General features: G+C 70.8%; 21 protein-coding genes and 1 pseudogene. 10 read left to right on the top strand and 12 right to left on the bottom strand.

Annotated features, from left to right (window positions below; all coding sequences use genetic code 11):
• Positions 1–35 precede the first annotated feature (35 nt).
• Complete coding sequence (locus ACFVXE_RS33465; protein ID WP_389676907.1) at positions 36–533, bottom strand: peptidylprolyl isomerase; 498 nt, start codon at positions 531–533, stop codon at positions 36–38.
• 341 nt (positions 534–874) lie between these two features.
• Here ACFVXE_RS33465 and ACFVXE_RS33460 point away from each other — a divergent pair, with 341 nt between their 5' ends.
• Entirely contained in the window at positions 875–1,969 is a 1,095-nt protein-coding gene (locus ACFVXE_RS33460) for a hypothetical protein (RefSeq protein ID WP_389676905.1), read from the top strand.
• Between the two features lie 89 nt (positions 1,970–2,058).
• Here the strand turns inward: ACFVXE_RS33460 and ACFVXE_RS33455 are convergent, their stop codons facing one another.
• From ACFVXE_RS33455 to ACFVXE_RS33445, 3 genes are all read right to left on the bottom strand, one after another.
• Entirely contained in the window at positions 2,059–3,363 is a 1,305-nt protein-coding gene (locus tag ACFVXE_RS33455; RefSeq protein ID WP_389676904.1) for a cytochrome P450, read from the bottom strand.
• A gap of 412 nt (positions 3,364–3,775) precedes the next feature.
• The gene (locus tag ACFVXE_RS33450; RefSeq protein WP_389676903.1) at positions 3,776–4,381 is read right to left on the bottom strand and encodes a GPP34 family phosphoprotein; all 606 of its coding nucleotides are present in this window, start codon (positions 4,379–4,381) and stop codon (positions 3,776–3,778) included.
• Between the two features lie 158 nt (positions 4,382–4,539).
• A complete protein-coding gene (locus ACFVXE_RS33445; protein ID WP_389676901.1) occupies positions 4,540–5,208 on the bottom strand; it encodes a hypothetical protein in 669 nt (222 codons plus the stop codon).
• A 316-nt stretch (positions 5,209–5,524) separates the two neighbouring features.
• Here ACFVXE_RS33445 and ACFVXE_RS33440 point away from each other — a divergent pair, with 316 nt between their 5' ends.
• Positions 5,525–7,735, top strand: coding sequence for a HelD family protein (locus ACFVXE_RS33440; protein ID WP_389676908.1), 2,211 nt, complete (start codon positions 5,525–5,527; stop codon positions 7,733–7,735).
• A gap of 232 nt (positions 7,736–7,967) precedes the next feature.
• Here ACFVXE_RS33440 and ACFVXE_RS33435 read toward each other — a convergent pair whose 3' ends face one another.
• The 6 genes and pseudogenes from ACFVXE_RS33435 to ACFVXE_RS33410 all read right to left on the bottom strand — a co-directional run bounded on the left by ACFVXE_RS33435 (position 7,968) and on the right by ACFVXE_RS33410 (position 12,305).
• Positions 7,968–8,972: a MerR family transcriptional regulator gene (locus tag ACFVXE_RS33435; RefSeq protein ID WP_389676899.1), complete on the bottom strand. Its 1,005-nt coding sequence runs from the start codon at positions 8,970–8,972 to the stop codon at positions 7,968–7,970.
• Positions 8,973–8,975: 3 nt separating this feature from the next.
• Positions 8,976–9,647, bottom strand: a complete 672-nt coding sequence (locus tag ACFVXE_RS33430) for a HEAT repeat domain-containing protein (RefSeq protein WP_389676898.1) — start codon at positions 9,645–9,647, stop codon at positions 8,976–8,978.
• 486 nt (positions 9,648–10,133) lie between these two features.
• Positions 10,134–10,913 carry a hypothetical protein gene (locus ACFVXE_RS33425; protein ID WP_389676896.1) on the bottom strand — a complete coding sequence of 260 codons (780 nt, stop codon included), beginning with the start codon at positions 10,911–10,913 and terminating at the stop codon, positions 10,134–10,136.
• Between the two features lie 335 nt (positions 10,914–11,248).
• Positions 11,249–11,341: a hypothetical protein gene (locus ACFVXE_RS33420; RefSeq protein WP_389676894.1), complete on the bottom strand. Its 93-nt coding sequence runs from the start codon at positions 11,339–11,341 to the stop codon at positions 11,249–11,251.
• Positions 11,342–11,361: 20 nt separating this feature from the next.
• Positions 11,362–11,514, bottom strand: a pseudogene (locus ACFVXE_RS33415) (IS110 family transposase); the annotation flags it as partial.
• Between the two features lie 119 nt (positions 11,515–11,633).
• Positions 11,634–12,305, bottom strand: a complete 672-nt coding sequence (locus ACFVXE_RS33410; RefSeq protein WP_389676893.1) for a hypothetical protein — start codon at positions 12,303–12,305, stop codon at positions 11,634–11,636.
• Between the two features lie 379 nt (positions 12,306–12,684).
• Between ACFVXE_RS33410 and argC the strand changes: the two genes are divergently transcribed.
• The 5 genes from argC to ACFVXE_RS33385 are packed head-to-tail and all read left to right on the top strand — an operon-like array spanning position 12,685 to position 17,530.
• Positions 12,685–13,713, top strand: coding sequence for an N-acetyl-gamma-glutamyl-phosphate reductase (gene argC, locus ACFVXE_RS33405; RefSeq protein ID WP_389676892.1), 1,029 nt, complete (start codon positions 12,685–12,687; stop codon positions 13,711–13,713).
• Positions 13,710–14,864, top strand: coding sequence for a bifunctional glutamate N-acetyltransferase/amino-acid acetyltransferase ArgJ (gene argJ, locus ACFVXE_RS33400; protein WP_389676890.1), 1,155 nt, complete (start codon positions 13,710–13,712; stop codon positions 14,862–14,864). Before argC ends, argJ begins: the two co-directional genes overlap by 4 nt.
• Positions 14,861–15,775: an acetylglutamate kinase gene (gene argB, locus ACFVXE_RS33395; RefSeq protein WP_389676888.1), complete on the top strand. Its 915-nt coding sequence runs from the start codon at positions 14,861–14,863 to the stop codon at positions 15,773–15,775. The genes argJ and argB overlap by 4 nt, the downstream gene beginning before the upstream one ends.
• On the top strand, positions 15,772–16,983 hold the full coding sequence (locus ACFVXE_RS33390) for an acetylornithine transaminase (protein ID WP_389676887.1): 1,212 nt from the start codon (positions 15,772–15,774) through the stop codon (positions 16,981–16,983). Before argB ends, ACFVXE_RS33390 begins: the two co-directional genes overlap by 4 nt.
• A gap of 10 nt (positions 16,984–16,993) precedes the next feature.
• Positions 16,994–17,530 (top strand): arginine repressor, encoded by a 537-nt coding sequence (locus ACFVXE_RS33385; protein WP_389676886.1) that lies wholly within the window; start codon positions 16,994–16,996, stop codon positions 17,528–17,530.
• Positions 17,531–17,539: 9 nt separating this feature from the next.
• Here ACFVXE_RS33385 and ACFVXE_RS33380 read toward each other — a convergent pair whose 3' ends face one another.
• Together ACFVXE_RS33380 and ACFVXE_RS33375 are read right to left on the bottom strand one after the other, a co-directional pair.
• Positions 17,540–18,241 (bottom strand): L,D-transpeptidase, encoded by a 702-nt coding sequence (locus ACFVXE_RS33380; RefSeq protein ID WP_389676885.1) that lies wholly within the window; start codon positions 18,239–18,241, stop codon positions 17,540–17,542.
• Positions 18,242–18,312: 71 nt separating this feature from the next.
• Positions 18,313–18,906 (bottom strand): pyridoxamine 5'-phosphate oxidase family protein, encoded by a 594-nt coding sequence (locus ACFVXE_RS33375; RefSeq protein ID WP_389676883.1) that lies wholly within the window; start codon positions 18,904–18,906, stop codon positions 18,313–18,315.
• A gap of 253 nt (positions 18,907–19,159) precedes the next feature.
• Here ACFVXE_RS33375 and ACFVXE_RS33370 point away from each other — a divergent pair, with 253 nt between their 5' ends.
• The 3 genes from ACFVXE_RS33370 (at position 19,160) to ACFVXE_RS33360 (ending at position 22,991) form a co-directional block, all read left to right on the top strand.
• Complete coding sequence (locus ACFVXE_RS33370; RefSeq protein ID WP_389676881.1) at positions 19,160–20,356, top strand: argininosuccinate synthase; 1,197 nt, start codon at positions 19,160–19,162, stop codon at positions 20,354–20,356.
• Positions 20,357–20,461: 105 nt separating this feature from the next.
• Positions 20,462–21,895 carry an argininosuccinate lyase gene (argH, locus tag ACFVXE_RS33365; RefSeq protein WP_389676880.1) on the top strand — a complete coding sequence of 478 codons (1,434 nt, stop codon included), beginning with the start codon at positions 20,462–20,464 and terminating at the stop codon, positions 21,893–21,895.
• A gap of 124 nt (positions 21,896–22,019) precedes the next feature.
• Positions 22,020–22,991 carry an aldo/keto reductase gene (locus ACFVXE_RS33360; RefSeq protein WP_389676879.1) on the top strand — a complete coding sequence of 324 codons (972 nt, stop codon included), beginning with the start codon at positions 22,020–22,022 and terminating at the stop codon, positions 22,989–22,991.
• The last annotated feature ends 4 nt before the right edge of the window (positions 22,992–22,995 follow it).

Here is a 22,995-nt window from a genome sequence, read left to right as displayed (position 1 = left end):
CCATGGATCCGGGCGCCCGAGGGTGCCCCGTACGGTCAGAGGACGCCGGAGTCGGCGATGGTGACCTTCGCCCGGGTCCGGCCGCTCTGCGAGCCGTAGCCCTCGATCTTCTTGACGAGGTCCATGCTCTCCTGGTCGGCGACCTCGCCGAAGACGACGTGCTTGCCGTCCAGCCACGACGTCACGATCGTGGTGACGAAGAACTGCGAGCCGTTGGTGTGGGGGCCCGCGTTCGCCATCGAGAGCAGTCCGGGCTTGTCGTGCGTGAGCTTGAAGTTCTCGTCGGCGAACTTCTCGCCGTAGATGCTCTTGCCGCCACGGCCGTCGCCGCTGGTGAAGTCACCGCCCTGCAGCATGAAGTCCGGAATGACCCGGTGGAAGGACGAGCCCTTGTAGCCGAAGCCCTTCTCGCCCGTGGCCAGTGCGCGGAAGTTCTCCGCCGTCTTCGGGACCACGTCGTCGAACAGGTTGAAAACGATCCGCCCGGCGGGCTCGTCGTCGATGGTGATGTCGAAAAATACCTTGGTCGTCATGGATCCATCCTGACATCCGGGCCGTCGGCCACCACCGCACGGGGTGGCCCGAGCGCCCGATCGCGCTGCCGAGCGGGTGGCGGACGAGCGCGACCACCCGGCCGGTCCCCGGCAGGGGCGCGGGATGCGGACCCGTCCGTCCCTATCCCGGCGACGCATCAAAAAGCCCTGCACGCAACCCCTTTGACCGGATCAGGGGCGAGGGAGAGACTGAAGCGCCATGCACGTGCTACGCCCCTCCCGCTCCGCGCCCGTCTCCCCGCGAGGGGCCGTCGGCACGTACACGGCGCCTCGCGAGACGGTGCCCCACCTCGGCTCGACCCCACCGGTGAAGGATGCCCATGCGACGCTCCACCCTGCTGACCCGCGCCCTCGGCGGCGCCGCGCTGCTCTGCGCCGCCGTCGCTCTCTCCCTCGTCTACGTGCGCCACGACGCCGCCGCTCCGCGCTGGGACATCCTCGCGGCGCTCGGGGCGGCCGCCGTCACCGCCGGAGCATGGGCGCTCGCCTGTCGTACGGCGCCACTGCTCGGCCGCACGCCGTCCGCCGCGGCGCAGCGGCCGGCGTCGCCGCCTCCGCTGCCGCGCCGGCTCCCGCTGCCCGCCCGCGACGCGGGCCGCGCGACGGGCACCGTCCTCCTCGGCCTGACGCCGCTCGTCCTCACCAGGCTCGCCGCGGGTTCCGGCGGGGTGCTCTCCGGAGTGCTGATCATTCTCGTCCTCGTGCTGACGGTGAAAACCCTCCTCTTCGCCCGCCGCAGGGTGAGCGAAGCCGTGGGGCGCAGCAAGTTCCGTGTGCTGGCCGACGACGCCGCCCGGGGGGAGATCCGCGCCGTACGGGTCCGGGTCGGTGAACCCGTCCGGATGCGCCACCTCCGGCGCGGAGACAAGCCGGGCGAGCTGGACGTCACCCAGTACCACTGGATCGTCCTCCACGAGGGCGGACGGGAGATCAGGCTGAGCAACTCGCCCGACGAGGCGGGCCGGGCGGCCCTCCACCTCGGCGGCCAGGAAGGGTGGCTCTGCTGGCCGGAGCGGTGGAAGCTGATCGACGAGGAGTTGCCCGGGGCCTTCGTCGCCGACGGCGGCGAGGTGATCATGGGCCTCACGGACCCCGACGAGGCACGCCCGTACCTGGACGGGGACCACCCCGCCACGGCCGACCGCGCCGTCCGGCGGCTGCCCCGCACGGCCAAGTTCTCCGCGGCCGTTCACACCCGGATACTCGGTGGCGCCCTGCTCGCCGTCCTGCTGGCCGCCCCCGTCCTCTACGTCGGCCCTGACGGGATGCCGCCGTTGCTCGACTGGCTCCTGTGTGCTCTCGCCGCGTCATCGGTGGTCATGGGCGGGCTCCGGGGAATGGGGGAGGGGACCCGGATGCTGCCCGAGGGTCCGGCCTGGTCGGTGCAGGAGGAGTCGGATCCGTCCATCGCGTGACGGCACGCGGCGACCCCGGCTCCGTACGCGTCCCGGGCCGGAGGGCGTCGCTCGGAACCCGGGACCGGGGCGGACGGCCCGGGCGCCGCTCAGCCGAGGAGGACGGGCAGCGAGTCCACCCCGTACACGACCGACAGCTTCCGGAACTCCAGCTCATCCGGCCGCACCGCGAGACGCATCTCCGGGAAACGGGCGACCAGTTCGGGGAAGGCCGCCCGGAGCTCCATCTTGCCGAGTTCCGCGCCGATGCAGCGATGGAGGCCGTGCCCGAAGGCCAGGTGGGAGGAGGCGGGCGGACGGGCCGGGTCGAAGGTGTCCATCGCGGGGCCGAGACGTGGGTCGCGGTCGGCGGCGCTGAGGGAGACGATGACGATGTCGCCCGCCGAGATGCGTGCGCCGCCGATCTCCGTGTTCTCGCGGGCGAAGCGCGGAAAGGCCGTCTGGACGACCGTGAGGTGGCGCAGGAGTTCGTCGACGAAGGGGGCGGCGACCGCGGCCGGGTCGTCGGCGTCGCGCATCGCCGAGAAGTGCTCGCGGTCCTGGAGCATGATCAGGGTGCCGAGGGCGAGCATGCTCGCGGTCGTTTCCAGCCCGCCGGTGAGGACGCCGTCGGCGAGGCCGGTGAGTTCGTCGTCCGTGACGCTGTCGCCGTGTTCGCGGACGAGCATCCCGAGCAGCCCGTCGCCGGGGTCGTGGCGCTGCTGCTCGACCAGGCCGTGCAGATAACTCCTGGACCGGGAGATGGCGCCGAAGGACGCGCCGACGCCGCCGAGTACGTCGAAGCGCGCGACCGAGAATTCCTGGAAGGCGTCGCGTTCCTCGTAGGGCACGCCGAGGAGTTCACAGATGACCAGCGCCGGGACCGGCAGCGCGAAGTGTTCGACGAGGTCGACCCGCCCGTCGCTGTCCGCGGCCTTGGCCAGTTCGGACAGACGGTCCGCCGTGATCGCCTGGATGCGGGGGGCGAGACGGCCGAGCCGCCGCATGGTGAACTCGGGGGTGAGCAGCCGGCGCAGGCGCGTGTGGTCGGGCGGATCGCAGAAGCCCAGACCGCCCGGCTGATGGTTCTCGGTGACGCTCGTGTGGTTGACGAGATGGGCGAAGTCGTTGCTGAACGCTCGGGCGTCGCCGAGTACGTGCTTGGCCTCGTCGTAACCGGAGACCAGCCAGACCGTCAGGCCGGGGATGGGCAGGCGGCTGACCGGTTCGCGGTCGCGCAGTGCCCCGATCTCCGCGACGGGGTCGAGTCCGTCACGGCGCAGCGGCAGGAGCGCGGCGTCGGGCAGCTTCGAGAGCACCGAGAGGTCGAAGCTGCCGCCCCTCTTCCGGAGTCGGGAGAAGTAGAGACGGGTCGCCCACGTCGCTATCGCGGAACGTGCGGAAGGTATGGACATGTGCTCGTACTCGCATCTGTGAGGTGGGACGAACGAGGCCGGTGCCGTCACCGGTGCGGGAAGCCCAGCAGGAGAGTAAGCCCTGCCGGATCGGAGATCTGCAACCGTAGGGCGGGCCCGGCGGACGGGCGCGGGCGGGTACGGAGGCAACGGGCCCCCGTATCCGCTCCGGCACCCCTGCCTGCGAAGACCCGGCTCCCGCCGGCCTCGCCGACTCGCCGCTGAACTCCCTTGCCGCGCACGGAAGATGACTCCGGGGCGGGCGTTCTGCGTGACGCTCGGCCCCGCCCCCCGTGCGCCGGCAGCGACGCCAGGCGCGTGATGCACCGGGCCGCTCCCGGCCCACCGCTCGTCACGCAGCCTCGGCATGCGGCTCAGACGGTGGCGAACTCCGCGACCGGCCGGCACGCCGTCATTCGCCTCGCCAGATGTTGTCGAAGGCCGCGTCCTCGATGGCCCGCCTCTGCCGTACGGCCTCCAGCTCCATCACCGCGTCATGGACGGCCGCCAGCACGGTCTCCACCGCGTCGTCCGGCACGCCGGGGGAGTCCCCGGACTGCCCGTCACGGATTCCGGCGGCCTCCGCCAGGGCGGCGAGGACCGGCTCGTCCGATGTCCAGCGGTCCGCCGCCTCGCGACGGGCCGGCGTATCGGCGACCACCATCCGGCCCGCCCTGAAAGACATCCCGTGGCGGCCCTCCCGGGTGAGCTGGCCTTCCGACTCGAGGGCGTCCCGATAGACCGCGGACAGGCCGCGCCCTCTGCGCCACAACCAGTCGCCGACCGATTCGTACGGTGCTTCCGTGACGAGCGACGCCGCGGCCTCGTCCAGCAGGCGGTCGGCGAGGGCGGGCCGGTGGCCCGGCACGAGGCGGTCACCGTCCAGCACGACGGCTTCGGCGCCGAAGAGGTCGATCACCTCGGCCCCCGCCAGAGCGAGCGAGAGATCGCCCTGCTCCACCGGGCGGTCGGGCGCCATATCCATGGCAGCGATCAACAGGTCCCGCGGTGTGGTCATGAATGGCTCCACGTCGGAGGCGGCGGAGGCGGCGGGGGCGTGCGTCGCCGAGCACTTTCGCCTATGAGCTTACGGAGCGGGGACGGCGGCTGCATCCCACGTCGGGCGGACCGCTCACCGCGTCGGCCGGGCGAGGTGCACCCGCCCTCACCCCGTCGTCAGAGTCCGAACGTGCCGGTCACCCGCTCGGCCAGATCGTCCTCGGTCATCGTGGTGCCGACCTCGACGGTGCGCAGGCCGAGGCGCTCCGTCTCCTCGCGGATCCGGTCCGTGAACATCCCGTCGCGCTCGGCCAGATTGCGGCCGGCCTTCTCCGGGTCGCGGGTCCTCCGGATGAATCCTTCCCCCGGTGCCTCACGACCAAGGATCGCGGCGCGGCGGAACTCGGGTGTCGGAAGGAGCCAGACCGCATGGTCCGGCTCGGCGAGCAGAGGTCTCACCAGGTGGGGCAGCAACCGGAAGCCTTCGACGACCACACCGGGTTCCCCGGGCAGTCGGAGCAGGTCCTCCACGATCAGGCCGAAGCCCTCGCCCCGGAACCAGTGGAAGGTCTCGAGCATTGTGTCCGGAGTGCGGTCCACCCAGCGCTCGTCCATGTCCATGGCGATGAACCGGTGCAGGAACGGCGCGTCCTCGGCCGTGGTCCGCCGGGAGTGGTCCGCCATCGCGTCGTCGGTCGAGTAGAGCTGCCAGCCGTACTTGTCCGCCAATCGGCGGGCGATGGTCGACTTGCCCGCACCGCTTCCGCCACCGATCCAGCGGACGTGTCGCAGCCGTGCGCGCAGCGTTGCGGCGTCGGCGGCCCCTTCACCTCGGTCAGGTCGCATCCTTGGCCTCTCCTCCGCGGTTTCCGCCCGGTGGCACACCCCGTCCGAGGCGGCGTGCCGGTTCGGACGGGAACGCGGCCGGCCCTCACCCGGTCCACGCCGCGCCCGGTGGGGAGCGATGCCCGCCGGCTATCCGGGAGAAACCTCCGTGGTGGTTCCCGAGCACAGAAAATCCCCGTACCGCAATTGCGGTACGGGGATTTCCCCACGTATATTGAGTGGTTCTGTGTACGCACAGAAAAGGCCCCTCAAAGGGGGCCACTAAGAACACCATATCCGGCAGGGAGCGATTTTGTCAACTCGCGGAAACGTCGAATTGCAGCAGGAGCAGGAATTCATCGACCGGCTCTACGACCGTGTCGACACACTGCGTGGGGTCACCGCGCAGCACGTCGAGGACGCGTTGACCCCGGTGGGGAACGGCCTGCAGGCCCGTCTCGAACGCGATGTGCTCGTCGCCGAGCGTTCCGGTCTGCTGGCAGCCCTGAATGCGGTGGACGGCTCGTTGTGCTTCGGCCGCATTGATCTCCGCGACGGTGCCGCACACCATATCGGCCGTCTCGGAATTCGTGAGGACGACGCCGAACGCACGCCTCTGCTGATCGACTGGCGGGCGCCGGTCGCCCGGCCCTTCTATCTCGCCACCGGACACGTGCCCATGGGCCTGCGCCGCCGCAGGCACATCACCACCGAGGGCCGCACGGTGACCGAGCTGCACGACGAGATCCTCGATCTCGGGGACCGCGAACGCAGCGGTTTCGAGGACCCGAGCGGTGACGCCGTGCTGCTCGCCGCGCTCGGCTCCGCGCGCACCGGCCGCATGGGCGACATCGTGCGGACCATCCAGGCGGAGCAGGACCGCATCATCCGTGCTCCGCACCGTGGTGTCCTGGTGGTCGAGGGCGGCCCCGGCACCGGCAAGACGGCGGTCGCGCTGCACCGTGCGGCCTTCCTGCTCTACGAGCACCGTGAGCTCCTGGCCAAGCGGGCGGTCCTGGTCGTCGGCCCCAACGCGGCCTTCCTGCGCTACATCGGCGAGGTGCTGCCCGCCCTCGGCGAGACCGGGGTCATGCTGGCCACGCAGGCCGAGCTCTTCCCCGGTGTCCATGCCCGTGGCACCGACACCCCCCGGGCGGCGGCCGTCAAGGGCGGCGCGGGGATGGCCGAGGCGCTCGCCCTGGCCGTGCGCGACCGGCAGGGCCTGCCGGAACCCGGCGCGCCGGTGGTCGTCCCGCACGACGACGGGGACCTCGTCCTGGACTGGGAGATCGCCTACCAGGCCCGGGAGGCGGCTCGCGAGACCCGGCTGCCGCACAACCTCGCGCGTCCGTACTTCACGTTCCGCGTCATCGACGCCCTCACCGCGCAGCTCGCCGAACGCATCGGCGCGGACCCGTACGGCGGTCCCAACTTCCTCGGCCCCGACGACGTCGCCCAGCTGGGCAAGGGCGTCGCGGCGAGCGAGAGGGTACAGACCGCGGTGGCGGAACTGTGGCCGCTGCTCACTCCCGAGGAGTTCCTCGCCGACTATCTGGCCGAGCCGGTGTACCTGCCGGACGAGGACGCCGAGGCCATCCGTCGCCTCCCCGGCGAGGGGGAGTGGACGCCGGCCGATGTGCCGCTCCTCGACGAGGCGGCCGAACTGCTCGGAGCCGACGACAGCGCCGAGCGGGCCGCCGCCGAGGCCGAACGGCAGGAGCGGGTCGCCTATGCGCAGGGCGTACTGGAGCTCTCCCGGGGGTCGGAGACGTACGAGTTCGAGGACGAGGAGTCCGAGCGCCTGGCCGCCCACGACATCATCGACGCCGAACGGATGGCCGAGCGGCAGGAGGAGGCCGATCACCGCAGCGCGGCCGAGCGGGCCGCTGCCGACCGCACCTGGGCGTTCGGGCACATCATCGTCGACGAGGCGCAGGAACTGTCGCCGATGGCGTGGCGGCTGCTGATGCGCCGGTCGCCGACCCGGTCGCTGACCCTGGTCGGTGATCCGGCGCAGACCTCCGAGGAGGCGGGCGTCGGCTCGTGGGAGAGGATCCTGGAGCCCTACGTCGGCGACCGTTTCGAGCATGTGCGGTTGGGGGTCAACTACCGTACGCCCGCGGAGATCATGGAGCTCGCCGCCAGGGTCGTACGGGCCCAGGACCCCTCGTTCGAGCCGCCCGGGTCGGTACGGTCCACCGGCGAGACCCCATGGACACGGGATGCCGGCAAGGATCTGGCGGGCGCGGTGGCTCGGGCCGTCGCGGAACTGACTCCCCAGGAGGGGCGCCTCGCGGTGATCGCACCACGTGAACTGCACGAGGAGATCGCAGCCCCGCTCGACTCGGTGACCGCCGGCGCCGAACCCGACCTCACCCGTCCCGTGGTGCTGCTCGGCCCACGTGAGGCCAAGGGGCTCGAATTCGACCATGTCCTGGTCGTCGAGCCGGGGCGGTTCGGGACCAGCGACCTGTACGTGGCGCTGACCCGTGCGACGCAGCGTCTGGGCATCGTCCACCGGGAGGCGCTGCCCGGGTCACTGAGCTGACCGCCGCCGCGCCGGTGCCGTGCGAGGCGGTCGGTCCGAGGCGCCGGCCTCCTCGCTCCGCCGTCCGCTGCGCCGTCGGGACAGCGCTGCGGAAATCGGACCCAGGAGGTCGGCCGGCCGCCGGTGGACCGTGAGCGGACGGTGATCGGTCCAGGGCCGTCCGCCCGCGCAGGCCGCTCCCAGGGCCGTCCGCCCGCGCAGGCCGCTCCCACGGCACCCCGGGAGAGATCCGTCACCGTGTGTCGCGCAGCTGAAGAAGGTAGCCCGCGGTCAGCGCGACGGCACGCTCCACGTCGTGCGACAGCTCCACGAGGGCGCGCGACGCCCTCGCTCCCGGGATGCCCGCCAGCGCCTGGGTCAGCCGACCGCGTGCCGGCGCTTCCGTGGTGTCGTGGGCGAGGCGGTCTACGAGCCCGGTCGCGATCTGATCCGCCGTCACGGTGTCGCTCGCCAGTACGCTCAGTGCATCGGCTGCTTCGGTGTCGTTCCTTCCCTCCACGATCATGTCGATGAGCGTCGGGGCCGCATCGGCCACCCCCCGTGCCCCGAGGGTCAGAGCGGCACACCTGCGGACCACGACGTCGGGATTCACGAGGGCATCGCGCAGTTGCGCGGTGGCCTCGTCACCGGGCATCTCGGCGAGGGACCGAACGGCGCGTTCCCGCACCGCCGGCACCGGTGAGCCGAGGCCCTCCGCCAGCAGTGCCGGGCCGCAGTCGCCCGATCGCGCCAGAGCCCAACGAAGGGCCCCGGCGACGTTCGGATCCGTCTCGCTCAGCACCGCCTCGACCAGGGCCTCCACCGGCACCGGAACGCCGTCGACCGCGGAAAGGGCCGCGCGCTGACGCGCCGCGGCGTTCTTCGACCCCAGTGCCTGGAGCAGCGCCACGACCTGGAGGACGTCCTCCCAGCCGGCCGGGTCCGCGGCATCGATCCGGCGCAGCCGCGTGAGCAGCTCGGTCTCCGCCGCGATGCGTTCGCGCGTCTGACGGATGAGGTCGTCGACGAGTGCCGGGGGTGTGAATCCGGGATCGTCGAGCGCGCGTCCGATCTCCCGCAGCGACAGCCCCAGCGACCGCAGGCTCTCGATCCGGAAGATCCGCTGGATGTCCTCCCCGGAGTACTCCCGGTACCCGGAGCCGGTCCGACCGGAGGGGCGTACCAGGCCGAGCGACTCGTAATGCCGGAGCATGCGGGCGCTGACCCCGGAACGTCGCGCCACCTCACCGATCAACACGTCCTATCGTCCCTCCTGGCCGGACCCGCCGAGGGCCACGACGCGCTTCGCCTCCTCGATCGCGGACTCGAATCCGGCGTCCGGGTCGCGCAGCAGCCGTTGCGTGGCGAGCGCGTGTGCGCGCACGCGCGGTTCAGGGGCCGTTGCCGCAGCAAGAAGAGCCGGTCCGGTCGCTTCCCCCAGTGTGACCAGCGCCCGGCTGAGACTCAGCTGCGTCTCCCGCCCACCGCGCCCCAACTGCGTCGCCAACACCGTGGCCAACGCGGACTCCTCGCCCTCCGGCACGAGCAGGACCGCGGCCCGCCAAGCGCTCCGCGCCACCTCGTCGTCGGCGTCGGACAGGAGCGTCCGGGTGATCGCCGGCCACGCCTGCCGGTCCCCGATCTTGGACAGCGTGTGCAGCGCCTGGCTCCGTGCCTGCGCACGTTCCGAGCGGACTTCGCGGAACAGCCCGGGGAGCGTCATGGACACCGGGTGGCGGGTGAGCGCCCAGGTCAGCATGTCGCGGACGAAGAACTCGGGCTCGATCGCGCATCGCTCGATGAGCTTGCCGACGAAACGCGGGTCGGGCGTCGTGCCGACCGCCAGAGCGGCCCGCAGCCGCACGGACGAACGGCCGTCCTCCAACCCCCGGAGCGCCTGCATCGCATCCGCGCCCTGTCCTGTGATCGTCATTGCGACCACCTCCTCGGCAAGCAGTGAAGGCCCTGTCACCGTGTCAAGGTCAAGAAGGCCCGCCGCGCGCAGCGGTCGCCTGCCGCATCCCGGGCGTTCCCGGACGGCTGCCGACACTCTTCCCGGCTCCGGAACGCCCAGGTCAGCGGTGTCTCCTCGGCCCCGCAGGCCCACCAGGACGCTCCGCCGGGCCCAAGCCGGCGGCGCAGGGCCGACCGGGGCACCGGGGTGCATGATGTGACTGAGCGCGCGACTCGGCCGGCCTTGCCAAGTAGCGCGCTCAGAGTTCCGCGCTGCGCACATCGCTCGCGGAGCGGACTCCAGAGCGGCGTCAGGTCAGCCGGTCCAGGGGCTCGGACCTTGCTTGAGCACAAGGAGTTCCGACTCCTGCGAGGTCGACCACATGTCGACGAGGTACTGAAGTCCCCCGTTCCGCCGGTCCGGATGATGACGCTTCTGCGAGGGGAGGCGGTCCGGGCACGTCGCCTACCGCACGGCGACGTGATCCCCGGTCGACGACTTCGCCCCGGAGGTGGAGTTCCCGTAGTACGTCCACCGCCACGTCCCCGACCCGGTGGCCTTCACCGTGGTCCTGAGCGCACCCGTACTACTCGACGTCGCCTTCTTGACCGTCGTGTACGAGGAGGCGCCCGCCGCCTTGAACTGCAGGCTCACCGTGCGGCCCGCGTACCCCTGGTACGTGTGGGTGTCCCAGTTCGCCCGTGTGACCCGCCCGGTCACGGTGATCGTCTTCCCTGTCGAGACCGGCTCCGGTGAGGCGTTGACAGTGACGCGTGTGGCCCGCTTGACCTGCAACGGGAGATCCTTGTCGTCAGTGTCGTGGGCGTCACCGGCGAGAAAGACCCGAGCAGCAGTTCCCCAGGTGCCGGCGTCCTCGTTCCCGAAGTCGAGGTTCCGCGGGTCGATGTACAGCCATTCCTCGAAGTCGCAGATTCCGTTCGCCCTGTCCACGACCTCGCAGTCGCTGGTGATGACGGAGCTGTGCAGCGTGTCCCCGGTGTCGGGCTTCCCCCGGTAGGGGAACACCGTCGGCCCGAAGTCGTATGTGAGCTTGGTCGTCATCCGGAAGACCGCATGCACCTCGACCTCCTCCTTGACCCCGATCACGATCGGCTTCCCGCCGTTCACCGCGACCCGGGTGAAGGAGACCCCGCCCTCCGCAGCCCCGGCCGGCACCGCCGCCACCCCTGTGAACACGACCGCCGCTCCACCGGCCACCACCGCTCTCCACATCGTCTTCCCCATCTTCGAACCCGCCTCTCCTCTGCAGCCTGGACCGAGCGCGTAGGCGCACCGGCCGGAGGTTCGTCCTCGCGGCTGACTGTGGGACAGGGGAGCGCTGTACGCGGTTGTACGCGGTGCGGCAACGATTTGATCACCACGGCATCGCCCTGGCCCGGTTCCCGGGAGGGGCCCCGATGGCTTCACGGAGGGTCCGGTGATCAGCCTTCCGCATTCCTGCCTCCGCTGCGGAACAGGTACACCCGAATTCGGTGACCCTCATGGTGATCCCTCTGTGCAGACGCCGAGAGCGGCTCGGGCCGCCGCGAGACGCTGGTACAAACTTGCGCACCGCTCTCTCAGACGCAGATTTCCGCCAGATGCTGGACCAGAATGTCCCGCGCCTGCTGCGGGCTCAGCCGCGCTGGCCGGGCCAGTAGTTGCACCACCATCCCGTCCAGCAGGGCGTGCAGCCCTCGGCTCTTTTGCGGACGTGGAAGGTCTTGGAGGCGGGGCAGAAGCGGGCGGCGATCTGGGCGGAGAGGTGGACGGCGCGCAGGAGCCGGCGGTGGTAGCGGTGTGGTCGGCTCACGTTGCCGCTGATGCGGCCGGAGTCCCGTGGCACAGCGAATACGAGACCGCTCTCCTGCCTGCCCCTGCGCTGCACGACTTCGTCCGAAGGCGCGTGGCTGCGCGTACGGACGCCTACGGTGTTGCCGTAAACCGCCGCGACCCGGATGCTGCTCACCGCGCGACCGGTGTGCTCACCGAAACGGCACTCTTGAAATCGGTGAGCGTGAGCGTGCCTTGAATGTCGGGGGCGGACGCGAAGTGGATGTCCTGACGTACGCGTACGATCCGGCCCTCCTTGTCGATCCATACGTCGGCGTCGATTGCGGTGGCAGGGCGCAGATTGCGCCCGACGGTCCTGTCGACCGATTCGACGTCTTTCGGGGTGAGGCGGGCCGACACCCGGACGGGTTCGCTCCCCCGGTGCACGGAGCCGCTGTGACCGAGTATGAGGCGCACGTACTGCGGAAGCCGGTCCGTGGGAATGCCGCCCTTGGCCGCCGACGCAGGGAACTCCTGCCACGAACCGTGGGAGCCGCTTGCACGCCGGTACACCCTCTGCCTGGTGATCACGACATCTTCGGTGTACTGCTCGGTCTTCTCCGTCGTGCGCCCCGTCAAGGGCGCGTTGAGGTTGATCCGTCCGACCATGAGTTGCAGTCGTCTGGGTCCGGACTGTGTGACGGCTTCGATTGCGGCCGAGCAAGGGGTGTCGTCGGCTGCGGCCAGCCGGTCGAGGACCACCTGCCGGCCGGTCTTCGGTCGCGCGGGTGAGCCTGAGGCGCATGCCGAAAGCAGCAGTCCCGAGAGCGCCAGAATCAGGGTCGCCGTCCGGTGGTGAATCAAGGATGGATCCTCTGAGTACCAGGCCCGGAGGAAGAACACCCCAGGCCACAGGGTGGATGGTGGGCTCATCCTTCCCTGCTGCGGGGAGCAGGTGGCGTACGGGGGAGGTGGGGCGATCGAGCGTGCACCGGACGGTTACGGAATTGGCCCCTCCGCCCGTACAAACCTTCCGGCCGACACCGACACCGGGATGCCGGGGCCGAGTCGGGCGCCTGACGACGAAGCATGCGCAGGTCAACCAGACGCTCCGACCGGCTGACGGTCGCGCTCGGTGGCCAGGTGTAGCGCTCAGTCGCAACGGATCCCGCCACCGAACCCAAAAGCTTTGTATAAAAGTGCGTAGATGCGTATAGTCATGCCATCGACGAGGAGGAATTCGATGACGGTACGTGCAGCAGTGGCAGGGGCGAGCGGGTATGCCGGCGGAGAGCTGCTCCGTCTGCTGCTCGTCCACCCGGAGATCGAGATCGGCGCGCTCACCGGCAACACCAACGCGGGCCAGAAGCTCGGCACGTTGCAGCCGCACCTGCGGCCGCTCGCCGACCGGGTGCTCCAGCCGACCACCCCCGAGGTCCTCGCCGGTCACGACGTCGTCTTCCTCGCCCTGCCGCACGGCCAGTCCGCGGCCGTCGCCGAGCAGCTCGGTGAAGAGGTGCTCGTCGTCGACATGGGAGCCGACTTCCGGTTGCAGGACGCCGGTGACTGGGAGAAGTTCTACGGGTCGCCGCACGCCGGTACCTGGCCGTACGGGCTGCCCGAACTCCCCGGCGCACGTGCCGCGCTGGCAGGATCCAAGCGGATCGCGGTGCCCGGCTGCTACCCGACGGCCGTCTCCCTCGCGCTCTTCCCGGCCTACGCGGCCCAGCTGGCCGAGCCCGAGGCGGTCGTCGTCGCCGCGTCCGGCACCTCCGGGGCGGGCAAGGCGGCCAAGCCGCACCTGCTCGGTTCCGAGGTGATGGGCAACATGTCCCCGTACGGGGTCGGCGGCGTCCACCGGCACACGCCCGAGATGATCCAGAACCTCAGTGCCGCCGCCGGCGAGCCGGTCACCGTCTCCTTCACGCCGACCCTCGCGCCCATGCCCCGCGGGATCCTCGCGACGTGCAGCGCGAAGGCGAAGCCGGGCGTGAACGCCGAGTCCGTACGCGACGCCTACCGGAAGGCGTTCGCCGACGAGATGTTCGTCGACCTCCTGCCCGAGGGGCAGTGGCCCGCCACAGCGTCCGTCTACGGTTCCAACGCCGTACAGATCCAGGTCGCCTACGACGAGGCGGCAGGCCGGATCATCGTCATCAGCGCCATCGACAACCTTGCCAAGGGCACCGCGGGAGGCGCCCTGCAGAGCATGAACCTCGCCCTCGGACTTCCCGAGGACGCAGGCCTTTCCACGATCGGAGTCGCACCGTGAGCGTCACGGCAGCACAGGGGTTCTCGGCGGCGGGCATCGCCGCGGGGATCAAGGCGAGCGGCCAGCCGGACCTGGCCCTCGTGGTCAACGACGGGCCGCGCCGGGCCGCCGCGGGAGTCTTCACCTCCAACCGCGTCAAGGCCGCCCCCGTCCTCTGGTCGGAGCAGGTGCTCAGGGGCGGTGAGGTCACCGCTGTCGTCCTCAACTCCGGTGGTGCCAACGCCTGTACGGGCCCGCAGGGCTTCCAGGACACGCACGCCACCGCCGAGAAGGCCGCCGAGGTGCTCACCGGTCACAGCGCCGGTGAGATCGCCGTCGCCTCCACCGGGCTGATCGGCACGCTGCTGCCCATGGACAAGCTGCTGCCCGGCATCGAGACCGCAGCCGCGGCGCTGAGCGAGCACGGCGGCGAGAAGGCCGCCGTCGCGATCAAGACCACGGACACCACCCACAAGACCGCCGTCGCGGGCGGCGAGGGCTGGACCGTCGGCGGGATGGCCAAGGGAGCGGGCATGCTCGCACCGGGGCTCGCCACCATGCTGGTCGTCCTCACCACCGACGCCGACGTCGACGCCGCGGGGCTCGACTCCGCGCTGCGCGCCGCGACCCGTACGACCTTCGACCGGGTCGACTCCGACGGCTGCATGTCGACCAACGACACCGTGCTGCTGCTGGCCTCCGGCGCCGCCGGAATCGCCCCGGAGCAGGGCGAGTTCGCGGAGGCCGTGCGCGCCGTCTGCGCCGACCTGGCCCGGCAGCTGATCGGTGACGCCGAGGGCGCCTCCAAGGACATCCGGATCGAGGTGGTGGGCGCGGCGACCGAGGACGACGCCGTCGAGGTGGGTCGTTCCATCGCCCGCAACAACCTTCTCAAGTGCGCCATCCACGGTGAGGACCCCAACTGGGGCCGGGTCCTCTCCGCGATCGGCACGACCGGTGCCGCCTTCGAGCCCGACCAGCTCAACGTCGCCATCAACGGCGTCTGGGTCTGCAAGAACGGCGCCGTCGGCGAGGACCGCGACCTCGTCGACATGCGCTACCGCCAGGTGGAGATCACGGCCGACCTCTCCGCGGGCACCGAGTCGGCCGTCATCTGGGCCAACGACCTCACCGCCGAGTACGTCCACGAGAACAGCGCGTACAGCTCATGAGCGCCGCGAGGAAGCACACCGCACTGCCGAAGGCGCAGATCCTCATCGAGGCACTGCCCTGGCTGACCCGGCACCACGGCAAGACCGTCGTCATCAAGTTCGGCGGCAACGCCATGGTCGACGAGGCGCTGAAGGCGGCCTTCGCCCAGGACGTCGTCTTCCTGCGGCAGGCCGGTCTCAAGCCGGTCGTCGTGCACGGCGGCGGCCCGCAGATCAGCGCCCAGCTCGACAAGCACGGCCTGGTCAGCGAGTTCAAGGCCGGGCTGCGCGTCACCACGCCCGAGGCGATGGACGTCGTACGGATGGTGCTGGCCGGCCAGGTCCAGCGTGAGCTCGTCGGTCTGCTCAACCAGCACGGCCCGCTCGCCGTCGGTATGACCGGCGAGGACGCCCACACCATCACCGCCGTCCAGCACCGGCCCACGATCGACGGGGAACTCGTCGACATCGGCCGGGTCGGCGAGATCACCGCGATCGACACGGGGGCCATACAGGCACTGCTGGACGACGGCCGGATCCCGGTCATCTCCTCCATCGCCCGTTCCGCCGACGACAACCACGTCTACAACGTCAACGCGGACACCGCGGCCGCCGCACTCGCCGCCGCGCTGAACGCCGAGACGCTGATGGTCCTCACCGACGTCGAGGGCCTCTACGAGGACTGGCCCAACAGCGACGACGTGATCAGCCGGCTCACCGCCAGCGAGCTGGAGAAGCTGCTTCCGGAGCTGTCCAGCGGCATGGTCCCGAAGATGCAGGGCTGTCTGCACGCCGTACGCAACGGGGTCGAGACCGCCCGTGTCATCGACGGCCGGGTCCAGCACTCGATCCTGCTGGAGATCTTCACCGACGAAGGAGTCGGCACGATGGTCGTGCCCGACGCGCAGCCAGCGAAGAAGGGGACAGCATGACCAACGCCGAGCTTTCACAGCGGTGGCAGGGCGCTCTCATGGACAACTACGGCACCCCGCAGCTCTCCCTGGTCCGCGGCGCGGGCGCCCGGGTGTGGGACGCCGACGGCACCGAGTACCTGGACTTCGTCGGCGGTATCGCGGTGAACGCGCTGGGCCACGCCCACCCGGCCGTCGTCGAGGCCGTGTCCGCCCAGGTCGCCTCCCTCGGGCACGTCTCCAACCTGTTCATCGCCGAGCCGCCCGTCGCGCTCGCCGAACGGCTGCTCCAGATCTCCGGCCGGACCGGCAGGGTCTACTTCTCCAACTCGGGCGCCGAGGCCAACGAGGCCGCTTTCAAGATCGGCCGGCTGACCGGGCGTACCCACATGGTCGCCACCGACGGCGGCTTCCACGGCCGGACCATGGGCGCGCTCGCCCTCACCGGCCAGCCCAAGAAACGTGAGCCGTTCCTCCCGCTGCCCGGCGACGTCACCCATGTGCCGTACGGGGACGCGGAAGCCCTCCGGGCCGCGGTGACCACCGACACCGCGTTGGTGATCATCGAGCCCATCCAGGGCGAGAACGGTGTGGTCGTCCCGCCCCGGGGCTATCTGGAGGCGGCCCGGGAGATCACCAGGGCCACCGGCACCCTGCTCGTCCTCGACGAGGTGCAGACCGGCATCGGCCGGTGCGGCCACTGGTTCGAGCACCAGGCCCACCAGGGCGTCGAGCCCGACATCGTCACGCTCGCCAAGGGCCTGGGCGGCGGACTGCCGATCGGCGCCACCATCGCGTTCGGTGCCGCGGCCGACCTCCTCCGGCCTGGCCAGCACGGCACCACGTTCGGCGGCAATCCGATCGCCTGCGCCGCCGGCCTCGCGGTCCTGGACACTCTCGCCGCCGACGGTGCACTGGACCGGGTGAAGCGGATCGGCGAGAAGATCCGGGACGGTGTCGAGGCCCTGGGGCATCCGCTGGTCTCCCACGTCCGCGGCTCCGGACTGCTGCTCGGTATCGTGCTCACCGAGCCCCTCGCGCCTCAGGTGCAGCAGGCGGCTCAGGGAGCCGGACTTCTGGTGAACGTGCCTGCCCCCGATGTCCTGCGGCTCATGCCGCCGCTGATCATCGGTGACGCGGAGGCGGATGCGTTCCTCAAGGTGCTGTCCGACGCTCTCGGCGCGGTACACGGGGACGGACGATCCGGAGAGAAGCGCTCCGGAGAATGAGGCGACGACGATGACCGAGGCGCAGGAATCCGAGTCCGGCGGGCAGTCCGTGCCGCAGACCCGCACGGCACGCCACCGCCGGATCGTGGACATCCTGAACCGGCTGCCGGTGCGCTCGCAGAGCCAGCTGGCCAGGCTCCTCGCCGACGACGGACTGAACGTCACCCAGGCGACGCTCTCCCGAGACCTGGACGAGCTGGGCGCGGTGAAGATCCGCAACACCGGCGGCGAGCTGATCTACGCGGTGCCGAGCGAGGGTGGTTTCCGCACCCCGCATGCGCCGCTCGGCGAGTCCGTCAAGGAGGAGCGGATGCGGCGGCTCTCCGCCGAACTGCTCATCTCGGCGGAGGCCTCGGCCAACCTCGTGGTGCTGCGCACGCCTCCGGGCGCCGCCCAGTTCCTCGCCTCGGCCATCGACCAGGCCGAACTGCAGGACGTCCTCGGCACCATCGCGGGCGACGACACGCTGATGCTGATCAGCCGGGACCCGGCGGGCGGCCGGGCGCTCGCCGACCATCTGCTGAGGCTGGCGCAGAACGGCCGCTGAGCCGTCCGGTCAGTAGCGTGTGACGGCGGTCGGGCCCGACCGGGTCCCGATCGCCAGGTGCGGCCGACGGGCGGGGTCCGCCCAGGCCAGGATCCGGTCCATGGCGGCCGCCGGTACGGAGACACAGCCGGCGGTCGCACCGTCCCCGTTCACATGCAGGAAGATGCCGGCGCCCCGCCCGCGCACCGGCCGGTGGTAATTGAACCCGACGACCAGCGCGCGGGCGTACTGCCTCCGGTACGTGATCAGCTGCTCGGCCTCGGTCGCCCGGCAGTCAGCGGGCCGCGGTTCCACCCAGCGGTTGTAGGCGCGCGCCGCGTTGTCCTGGCACCACCAGGACCGCCGGCCGACCCTGCGGTACGGATAACCGGTCCCGGCCGGCGCCGCCCCGACCCCGAAGGCGTACGGCAGGTCGTAAAGGCCGGTGGGCGTGGTCTCCGTGTTCTGGACCCGCCGCTTCCCCTCGGTCAGCCCGTTCGCCCCGAACCGGGCCGGCGCGGACCCCACCCGTACCCACCGTCCCGACCTGAGGTTCCACCAGGTGACGGTGCCCGTGGCGGATCCCGTGCCGGGCGCCGCGGCGGTGAGCAGCTGGGTGCCGCCGCCGGTGTCCGCCATCCGCTCCGGGAGCGGCGGTACGGCGGCGGGCCGCGCCACGGCCGGGCCCATCAGGGCGAGCAGAACCGAAGCGGTCACCAGAGATCCGTGCATGGAGCGGACCGTAGACGTCTCCCCGGCGTTCCGCTGCCGTCAGTGCTCCGTACGGACCAACGCTCGCGGGCTCATCGGCCGGCCGGCATGACGGGCAGGGGGAGCGGCAGCCCCGGCAGCCCGTCGATGCTCGTGGCGATGTGCTCCTTCTTCTCGAAGTACGTGCTGAGCGACGCGTCGTCCTCACGGGCGAAGCGCTGGGCGTGCAGCGGCCGGTCCTCCTCGTAGGACATGTAGGGCACCGAGAATCCGCAGGTGTCCCGGATCAGCTCGGCGGTCACCACGATGATCGCGCGCAGTCCGTGCGGGGCGGGGTCGACAGCGGGAAAGCGGGCGAGCAGCCCGGTGAACCGGGGATCGTCACGGAACACCGGCTCGCCGCGGCCGTGTACCCGCACGATGTTCGGCGGCCCCTGGAACGCACACCACATGAGGGTGATGCGGCCGTTCTCGCGCAGATGCGCCACGGTCTCCGCGTTGCTCCCGGCGAAGTCCAGATAGGCGACGGTCCGCTCGTCGAGGACCGCGAACGAGCCGCTGACGCCCTTGGGGGAGAGGTTGACCGTGCCGTCGCCGTCGAGCGGCGCGGTCGCGGTGAAAAAGATGTGCTGCTCTTCGATGAAGTTCCTGAGTCGTCCGTCGATGCGTTCGTACGTCTTTCCCATGGGGACGAGTATCGACGCCGACACGCCGCCCGGCAGAGGCATTTCAACCAGTGGGACGTCGGCGACGACGCGTCCCGGGCCAGGCGCGGAGCCGGCCGTGCCGCCGTCGCGCACGGTCGGCCGGCCCCTCCGTCCGCGCTTCCACCCCGTCCGATGGCCCGCGTCGCCCGCGACGGCCGCCGACGTCTTTGACAAACCATGCAGAGGACTGCATAGTTATGCCTGTCAGTGATTGCACCGTAAGGAGAAACCCGTGACCGAGCGCGTCGTACTCGCCTACTCGGGCGGTCTGGACACCTCCGTCGCCATCGGCTGGATCGCCGAGGAGACGGGCGCCGAGGTCATCGCGGTCGCAGTGGACGTCGGCCAGGGCGGCGAGGACCTGGACGTCATCCGCAAGCGCGCGCTCGCCTGCGGTGCGGTCGAGGCCGAGGTCGCCGACGCCAAGGACGAGTTCGCCGAGGAGTACTGCCTCCCGGCGATCAAGTCCAACGCCCTCTACATGGACCGTTACCCGCTGGTCTCGGCCCTCTCCCGGCCGGCCATCGTCAAGCACCTCGTCGCCGCCGCCCACAAGCACAACGCCGGCATCGTCGCCCACGGCTGCACCGGCAAGGGCAACGACCAGGTCCGCTTCGAGGCAGGTATCTCCGCGCTCGGCCCCGACCTGAAGTGCATCGCCCCGGTCCGTGACTACGCGATGACCCGGGACAAGGCGATCGCCTTCTGCGAGGAGAAGAACCTCCCGATCGTGACCACCAGGAAGTCCCCGTACTCCATCGACCAGAACGTCTTCGGGCGCGCCGTCGAGACGGGCTTCCTGGAGGACATCTGGAACGCGCCGATCGAGGACATCTACGAGTACACCGACAACCCGGCCACCCCGCGCGAGGCCGACGAGGTCGTCATCTCCTTCAAGGAGGGTGTGCCGGTCGCCATCGACGGCAGGCCCGTCACCGTGCTCCAGGCGATCCAGCAGCTCAACGAGCGGGCCGGCGCCCAGGGCATCGGCCGGATCGACATGGTCGAGGACCGTCTCGTCGGCATCAAGTCCCGTGAGGTGTACGAGGCACCGGGCGCGATCGCGCTGATCACCGCCCACCAGGAGCTGGAGAACGTCACCGTCGAGCGCGAGCTGGCCCGCTACAAGCGGCAGGTCGAGCAGCGCTGGGGCGAGATGGTCTACGACGGCCTCTGGTTCTCCCCGCTCAAGCGCGCCCTGGACGGCTTCATCAACGAGGCCAACCAGCACGTGACCGGCGACATCCGGATGACCATGCACGCCGGCCGCGCCGTCGTCACCGGCCGGAAGTCCAGCGAGTCGCTGTACGACTTCAACCTCGCCACCTACGACTCGGGCGACACGTTCGACCAGTCCAAGGCGCAGGGCTTCATCGAGATCTTCGGGCTCTCGTCCAAGATCGCCGCGAAGCGCGATCTCCAGGCGTAGCCTGGCGTCGGCCTGGCGCCCACCCGTTTACGTCACCGCCTCCCCGTTCGTCCGCGGCGGGGAGGCGGCCGCACATCCACCCCTTGTCATTCCGAGGAGCACGCAGTGAGCAACGGCACCGGCAACAGCAACGTACGCCTCTGGGGCGCCCGTTTCGCCGACGGTCCGGCCGAGGCGCTGGCCAAGCTGTCCGCCTCCGTCCACTTCGACTGGCGGCTCGCGCCGTACGACATCGCCGGCTCCCGCGCCCACGCGCGTGTCCTCAACAAGGCGGGCCTGCTCACCGAGGACGAGCTGACGCGGATGCTCGCCGGTCTCGACCAGCTCGAAGCCGATGTCGCCGACGGGTCGTTCACCGGCACCATCGCCGACGAGGACGTCCACAGCGCGCTGGAGCGCGGTCTGCTGGAGCGCCTCGGCAAGGACCTCGGCGGCAAGCTGCGCGCCGGCCGGTCCCGCAACGACCAGGTCGCCACACTCTTCCGGATGTATCTGCGCGACCACGCCCGGATCATCGCCGGCCTCATCGCCGAGCTCCAGGACGCACTGGTCGGTCTCGCGGAGGCGCACTCCGACGTCGCCATGCCGGGCCGTACACATCTGCAGCACGCCCAGCCGGTCCTTTTCGCCCACCACATCCTGGCCCACGTGCAGCCCCTGTCCCGGGACGCGGAGCGGCTGCGGCAGTGGGACGAGCGCACGGCCGTCTCCCCGTACGGCTCCGGCGCACTCGCCGGGTCGTCCCTGGGACTGGACCCGGAGGCGGTCGCCGCCGACCTCGGCTTCGAGCACGGATCCGTCGCCAACTCCATCGACGGCACGGCCTCCCGCGACTTCGTCGCCGAGTTCGCCTTCATCACCGCGATGATCGGCGTCAACCTCTCCCGGATCGCGGAAGAGATCATCATCTGGAACACGAAGGAGTTCTCCTTCGTCACCCTGCACGACGCCTTCTCCACCGGATCTTCGATCATGCCGCAGAAGAAGAACCCGGACATCGCAGAGCTTGCGCGCGGCAAGTCCGGGCGTCTGATCGGCAACCTGACCGGCCTGATGGCCACGTTGAAGGCGCTCCCCCTCGCGTACAACCGCGACCTCCAGGAGGACAAGGAGCCGGTCTTCGACACCTGCGACCAGCTCGAAGTCCTGCTGCCCGCCTTCACCGGCATGATGGCCACGCTCACCGTCAACCGCGAGCGGATGGAGGAGCTCGCCCCGGCAGGCTTCTCGCTCGCCACCGACATCGCCGAATGGCTGGTCAAGCAGGGCGTCCCGTTCCGTGTCGCGCACGAGGTCGCCGGCGAGTGCGTCAAGGAGTGCGAGCAGCAGGGCATCGAGCTCGACGAACTCACCGACGAGCAGTTCGCGAAGATCTCCGAGCACCTCACCCCCGAGGTCCGCACGGTCCTCGATGTGCCGGGTGCGCTCGCCTCCCGGAACGGGCGCGGTGGCACGGCCCCGGAGGCCGTGGCCGTCCAGCTCGCCGAGGTCAAGGCCGACCTGGCCGTCCAGCACGCATGGGCCACCGCGAAGAGCTGACGGCGGGCGGACGTGAACGAGGAGGCGGGGAGCGACATGCACGCGCGTCCCGCCTCCGACCCGTACGGGCCAAGGGCGGCTGCGTTACGTTGACGTGGAGCACTCAACCGACGAGGAGCCCGCGATGCCTTTCGCCCGCCTGGCCTCAGCGACGACCCCGACCGCCCACATCGGGCTCGGCCTGGCCGCGGTCGGCAGGCCCGGCTACATCAATCTGCACCGCGACCGTGACCTGCCTGTGGACCGCAGCGTGGACGCCCTGCGCGAGCGCACCCGCGATCTGCTCGACGCCGCCTACGCGCAGGGCGTCCGCTACTTCGACGCGGCCCGTTCCTACGGCCGCTCCGAGGAGTTCCTCGGCGGCTGGCTGGCCGACCGTCCCGAGGTGCGTGACGTCGTCATCGGCAGCAAGTGGGGCTACACGTACACCGCCGACTGGAGCGTCGACGCCGAGGCGCACGAGGTCAAGGACCACAGCCTGGCCACGTTCGAACGCCAGCGCGCCGAGACCGGGGCGCTGCTCGGGGACCGCCTCGACCTCTACCAGATCCACTCCGTGACCGCGGACAGCCCGGCCCTCACGGACAAGGAACTCCAATCCCGTCTCGCCGCCCTGGCCGCCGACGGTGTCACCGTCGGCCTCTCCACAAGCGGCCCCGCCCAGGCGGACGCCATCCGTGCGGCGCTCGCCGTGACGGTCGACGGCGAACCTCTCTTCCGTACCGTCCAGGCCACCTTCAACGCCCTGGAGACATCCGCCGGTCCGGCGCTCGCCGAGGCCCACGGCGCCGGACTGACCGTGATCGTCAAGGAGGCCATGGCCAACGGCCGCCTCGCCGGGACGGAAGCACCCGCGGTGGTCCAGGAGATCGCGGCGGAGGCCGGTCTCGGCAGCGACGCGGTAGCGCTCGCGTTCGTCCTGTACCAGCCGTGGACCGGCGTCGTGCTCTCCGGCGCGGCGACCGTCACCCAGCTCGCCGGTAACCTCCACGCACCCCTCCTCGAACTCGACGACCAGCGGCGGGCCAGGCTGGACGCGCTGGTGGAGGAGCCCGAGGCGTACTGGCGTCACCGTGCCGGGCTGCCCTGGGGCTGACCGC

It is taken from the genome of Streptomyces sp. NPDC058231 (assembly GCF_042882275.1).
In the GTDB taxonomy this organism is placed as follows: Bacteria; Actinomycetota; Actinomycetes; order Streptomycetales; family Streptomycetaceae; genus Streptomyces.
Note: the sequence above shows the minus strand (reverse complement) of the source record. Positions and strands in the feature narration are given on the sequence as shown.

Excerpts from the sequence above, each read along its gene's own strand:
- ACFVXE_RS33465 (WP_389676907.1), bottom strand. The coding sequence starts at position 533 with ATGACGACCAAGGTATTTTTCGACATCACCATCGACGACGAGCCCGCC.
- ACFVXE_RS33460 (WP_389676905.1), top strand. The coding sequence starts at position 875 with ATGCGACGCTCCACCCTGCTGACCCGCGCCCTCGGCGGCGCCGCGCTG.
- ACFVXE_RS33455 (WP_389676904.1), bottom strand. The coding sequence starts at position 3,363 with ATGTCCATACCTTCCGCACGTTCCGCGATAGCGACGTGGGCGACCCGT.
- ACFVXE_RS33450 (WP_389676903.1), bottom strand. The coding sequence starts at position 4,381 with ATGACCACACCGCGGGACCTGTTGATCGCTGCCATGGATATGGCGCCC.
- ACFVXE_RS33445 (WP_389676901.1), bottom strand. The coding sequence starts at position 5,208 with ATGCGACCTGACCGAGGTGAAGGGGCCGCCGACGCCGCAACGCTGCGC.
- ACFVXE_RS33430 (WP_389676898.1), bottom strand. The coding sequence starts at position 9,647 with ATGACGATCACAGGACAGGGCGCGGATGCGATGCAGGCGCTCCGGGGG.
- ACFVXE_RS33425 (WP_389676896.1), bottom strand. The coding sequence starts at position 10,913 with ATGGGGAAGACGATGTGGAGAGCGGTGGTGGCCGGTGGAGCGGCGGTC.
- ACFVXE_RS33420 (WP_389676894.1), bottom strand. The coding sequence starts at position 11,341 with ATGGTGGTGCAACTACTGGCCCGGCCAGCGCGGCTGAGCCCGCAGCAG.
- argC (WP_389676892.1), top strand. The coding sequence starts at position 12,685 with ATGACGGTACGTGCAGCAGTGGCAGGGGCGAGCGGGTATGCCGGCGGA.
- argB (WP_389676888.1), top strand. The coding sequence starts at position 14,861 with ATGAGCGCCGCGAGGAAGCACACCGCACTGCCGAAGGCGCAGATCCTC.
- ACFVXE_RS33390 (WP_389676887.1), top strand. The coding sequence starts at position 15,772 with ATGACCAACGCCGAGCTTTCACAGCGGTGGCAGGGCGCTCTCATGGAC.
- ACFVXE_RS33385 (WP_389676886.1), top strand. The coding sequence starts at position 16,994 with ATGACCGAGGCGCAGGAATCCGAGTCCGGCGGGCAGTCCGTGCCGCAG.
- ACFVXE_RS33380 (WP_389676885.1), bottom strand. The coding sequence starts at position 18,241 with ATGCACGGATCTCTGGTGACCGCTTCGGTTCTGCTCGCCCTGATGGGC.
- ACFVXE_RS33375 (WP_389676883.1), bottom strand. The coding sequence starts at position 18,906 with ATGGGAAAGACGTACGAACGCATCGACGGACGACTCAGGAACTTCATC.
- ACFVXE_RS33360 (WP_389676879.1), top strand. The coding sequence starts at position 22,020 with ATGCCTTTCGCCCGCCTGGCCTCAGCGACGACCCCGACCGCCCACATC.